This is a genomic window from Bradyrhizobium sp. (genome assembly GCF_016462955.1).
Lineage (GTDB): Bacteria > Pseudomonadota > Alphaproteobacteria > Rhizobiales > Xanthobacteraceae > Bradyrhizobium.
In genome coordinates this window covers 1-3,755 of the sequence record NZ_JAEMSD010000331.1, presented here as the reverse complement: position 1 = coordinate 3,755, position 3,755 = coordinate 1, and the positions used below count along the sequence as shown (strand labels likewise).

Annotated in this window: 4 protein-coding genes; all 4 read right to left on the bottom strand. The window is 65.5% G+C overall.

All coding sequences use genetic code 11. The features are described from left to right. On the bottom strand, positions 1–710 hold a 710-nt coding region (locus JHD07_RS27010), incomplete at its 3' end, for an extracellular solute-binding protein (protein ID WP_291627590.1). A 29-nt stretch (positions 711–739) separates the two neighbouring features. Then, positions 740–1,576, bottom strand: a complete 837-nt coding sequence (locus JHD07_RS27005) for a carbohydrate ABC transporter permease (protein ID WP_291627588.1) — start codon at positions 1,574–1,576, stop codon at positions 740–742. Next, positions 1,573–2,391, bottom strand: a complete 819-nt coding sequence (locus JHD07_RS27000) for a sugar ABC transporter permease (RefSeq protein ID WP_291627599.1) — start codon at positions 2,389–2,391, stop codon at positions 1,573–1,575. Before JHD07_RS27000 ends, JHD07_RS27005 begins: the two co-directional genes overlap by 4 nt. Positions 2,392–2,512: 121 nt before the next feature. Continuing rightward, the gene (locus JHD07_RS26995; protein WP_291627586.1) at positions 2,513–3,664 is read right to left on the bottom strand and encodes an ABC transporter ATP-binding protein; all 1,152 of its coding nucleotides are present in this window, start codon (positions 3,662–3,664) and stop codon (positions 2,513–2,515) included. Between the last annotated feature and the right edge of the window lie 91 nt (positions 3,665–3,755).

Below are 3,755 nucleotides of genomic sequence, written 5' to 3'. Positions count from 1 at the left end.
TCGTTGACGAGCCGCGCGATCGTGTTGATGGCGAACTTGCCTTCCGCCCCGTCGAACGCGACCTTGGTCTCGTCGGCGTTGAGCATGGTGCCGCCGCGGGCGAACACCGGCGCCTGCCACAGCCAGTTGCCGGTGATGTCCCAGGCATAGGTGACGCCGTTGGTGTCGTTGCCGAGCGCCTTGATCTTCTTGGCGAGCGCGATCAGCTCGTCCCAGCTCTTCGGCAAATTGTTCACGTCGCCGCCGGCCTGCTTCACGAGGTCGAGATTGACGTAGACGATGGGGAGCGAAATCGCGAAGGGCAGGGCGTAGACCTTGCCGCTGGCGGTGCCGATGTCGAACATCGCCTGGTGGAAGCCCTGCTTGTCGAAATCCTTTTCGGCCGCGATGTAGCCGTCGAGCGGCGCCGGGATGTTCTTGTCGACCAGGACGCGGATGCGGTTCAGGCCCTGGAAGGAGACGTCAGGCATCTGGTTGGTCACGGCTTCGCGCAGCACCTTCTGGGTGCCGTCCTCGTAGGATTCGTAGGGCGCCCGCATCGTGACCTTGATGTCGGGGCGCACCTTGGCGAACTCCTCGGCGATGCGCTTGTGGGTCTCGGTGAACAGCTCCGGATAGGGATACTGCATCACGATCTCGGTCTGGGCCTGCGCGAGCGCAGATCCAGCCACGAGCGACAGAGCCGCCGCGGCGATGATGGACTTCAGCATGGATAGACTCCTTGGTTGAGGTGACGTCGTTACTTGATCCCGGTCAGGGTGATGCCCTCGATGAAACGGCGCTGGGCAAAGAGGAAAGCGATGACGAGCGGCGCGATGATCACCATCGCCGCGGCCATCAGCGGGCCGTAGCTGGTGCCGGCCTCGTTATTGCGGAAATGGGCGACCGCGAGCGGCGGCGTGCGCAAGTGCTCGCTGTTGAGCACGATCAACGGCCAGAAATAGTCGTTCCAATGCGCGACCACGGAGAAGATGCCGAAGGCGGTCACGGCGGGAATCGCGGCCGGCAGCATCACCCGCCAGACGATGCCGAACTCGGAGATGCCGTCCATACGTGCGGCATCGACGAGATCGTCGGGCACGGTCTTGAAGAACTGGCGCATCAGGAAGATGCCGAACACCGAGATCGTGAAGGGCAGCACCAGCGCGGCATAGCTGTCCAGCAGCCCGGCCTTGTGCAGCAGCAGGAAGACGGGGACCGCGGTCGCCTGCGGCGGGATCAGGATCCCGAACAGCACGAGCGCGAACAGCGTCTCGCGGCCGACGAAGCGAAGCTTGGCGAGCGCGTAGGCCGCGGGCAGCGCCACCATCACCTGCAGCACGAAGATCGAGACCGTGACGATGACGCCGTTGAGCAGGAAGCGCAGCAGATTGGCCTTGGCGAAGGCCTCGCGCAAATTCTCCGCCAGCGCGAACTGATGCGGGATCAGATGCAGCTCGCTGGAAAAGATCTCGGTCTGCGGCTTGGACGCGGTCGAGATCATCCAGATGAAGGGCGCCAGCATGACCGCGGCGCCTGCGATCAGCAGCACGTGACGCAGGATCGCCCGGAACGGGATCGGATGTGCGTTGCTCATGTGTAGTGCACCCCGCGATCGGCGAGCCTCGATTTGACCAGCGTGAGCAGGAGAACGAACACCAGGAAGACGACGGTAATCGCCGCGGCATAGCCCGAGCGGAAGAACTCGAAGCCTTCCGTGTACATGGTGTGGATCAGCACTTCCGTGGATTTCGACGGGCCGCCCTTGGTCAAGACGTGCACGGTGTCGAACACCTGGAACGAGCGGATGCCGGAGATCACGACGACGAATGTCGTGACGGGCCCCAGCATCGGCCAGGTCACGAGGCGGAACCGCGCCCAACCGCTCGAGGCGCCGTCGATCTCGGCCGCCTCGTAGAGCTGCTTGGGGATGGAGACGAGGCCGGCGAGAAACAGCACCATGTTGAAGCCCACCGCCTGCCAGATGCCGATCGCGCAGAGCGCATAGAGGGCGGTGTTGCGGTCCTGCAGCCAGGCGAAGGCTGGCAGGCCGGCGCCGCGCAACAACCCGTTCACGAGGCCGAATTGCGGGTGCAGCATGAATTCCCACACCACGGCCATGGCGATCAGGGTGGCCATCACGGGCAGGAAGTAGATCGTCCGGTACAGGCTGCGCAGGCTGGTGCCGCTCTGGATCAGCAGCGCGATCGCAAGGCCGGCGACCACGGCGCCGGGCACCACGATCACGACGTAGGTCAGCGTGTTGCGCAGCGCGGTCCAGAACACCTTGTCGGCGAACAGGTCCTGGTAGTTGGCGAGGCCGATCCACGAGAGATGCGGCGCGCCGAGCTGATAGTCGGTGAAGGAGAGCGCGATCACGCCGGCGAGCGGACCAAGCAGCATGACCAGCATCAGCAACGCGGCCGGCGTCACCAGGGCGTAGGCGGCATAGGTCCGTCGGCTGCCATGGGCCTGCACCGCGCGCCTTGTCGCACCCGCGGGAGCGATGGCGGCGCTGATGGTGATCGAGCCGTCAGACATGGGCGCGCTCACGGATGCGCCCGGCCTGCTCCAGGCGGAGCTCGATCCGTTTCCCGGCCGGGTCGAAAAGCCGCACCGCGTCGGGGGCGAAACCGAAGGTGACGGAGCTTCCCATCGCCGGCAAATGCCTGACGTCCGCGAGCCGCGCGATCAGGCGCAATCCGGCGCCCTCGATCGCAAGGTGCACGAAGGCCTCGGCACCGAGATTTTCCAGATGAACGACAATGCCGGAGAACGGCCCCGCGCCGAGCTCGATCCGCTCGGGGCGGACGCCGACCCGGCATTCGCCGGTCGCCGCATGGCACGAGAGCTTTAGGGCGGTCCCGAGCACGTCGATGACGCCGTCCTTCCGGATCCGGCCGGGGAGGATGTTGATCTTGGGGCTGCCGATGAACTCGGCGACACGGATGTCGCCGGGGTCGTTGTAGATCTCCGCAGGCGTTCCGGCCTGGATCAATTCACCGCCCATCATGACCGCGATTCGGCTCGACATGGTCATCGCCTCGGCCTGGTCGTGCGTGACGTAGACGAACGTGGCCTTGAGGCGGCGGTGCAGCTCGGCGAGCTCGGCGCGCATGTGGACGCGCAGCTTCGCGTCGAGATTGGAGAGCGGTTCGTCGAACAGGAAGGCGACCGGCTCGCGCACCATGGCGCGTCCCACCGCGACGCGTTGCCGCTGTCCGGCGGACAGCTGCCCCGGCTTGCGCCGCAGCAATGGCGCGATGTCGAGCTGCTCGGCAATCGCTTCGACGTCGGCACGGATGTGCCGCTCCTTGGCGCGCCTGCCCGGCAGCAGCGCCCCCAGCAGCGGGAGCCGTTCGATCGCCGACAGGCGCCGCATCCTGAGCGGCACCGCGATGTTGTCGAAGGTACTCAAATGCGGATAGAGCGCGTAGGACTGGAATACCATCGCAAGATTGCGTGCGCTGGGGCGAATACCGTCCACGGGGCGGCCGTCGATGCGGACCTCGCCGGAATTCTGCGGTTCGAGCCCGGCAATGATGCGGAGCAGGGTCGACTTGCCGCAGCCGGACGGCCCGACCAGCGAGATGAACTCGCCGTCCCCGATCCGGAAATCGACGCCCTTCAGGACGTCGGTGCCGTCAAAGGACTTGCGGATTGCGGAAAGTTCGATTTGCGCCATGCGCGCTGATCCCCGTGCTGGCCCGTTGCGGCGCACGAGGAGTAGGAAGCGCATCTGACATTCACATAACGGTCAATGGCCCGGCTTATGG

Bases quoted from the DNA above. Each gene is read 5' to 3' on its own strand.
- JHD07_RS27005 (WP_291627588.1), bottom strand. From the start codon at position 1,576: ATGAGCAACGCACATCCGATCCCGTTCCGGGCGATCCTGCGTCACGTG.
- JHD07_RS26995 (WP_291627586.1), bottom strand. From the start codon at position 3,664: ATGGCGCAAATCGAACTTTCCGCAATCCGCAAGTCCTTTGACGGCACC.
- JHD07_RS27000 (WP_291627599.1), bottom strand. From the start codon at position 2,391: ATGCTGGTCATGCTGCTTGGTCCGCTCGCCGGCGTGATCGCGCTCTCC.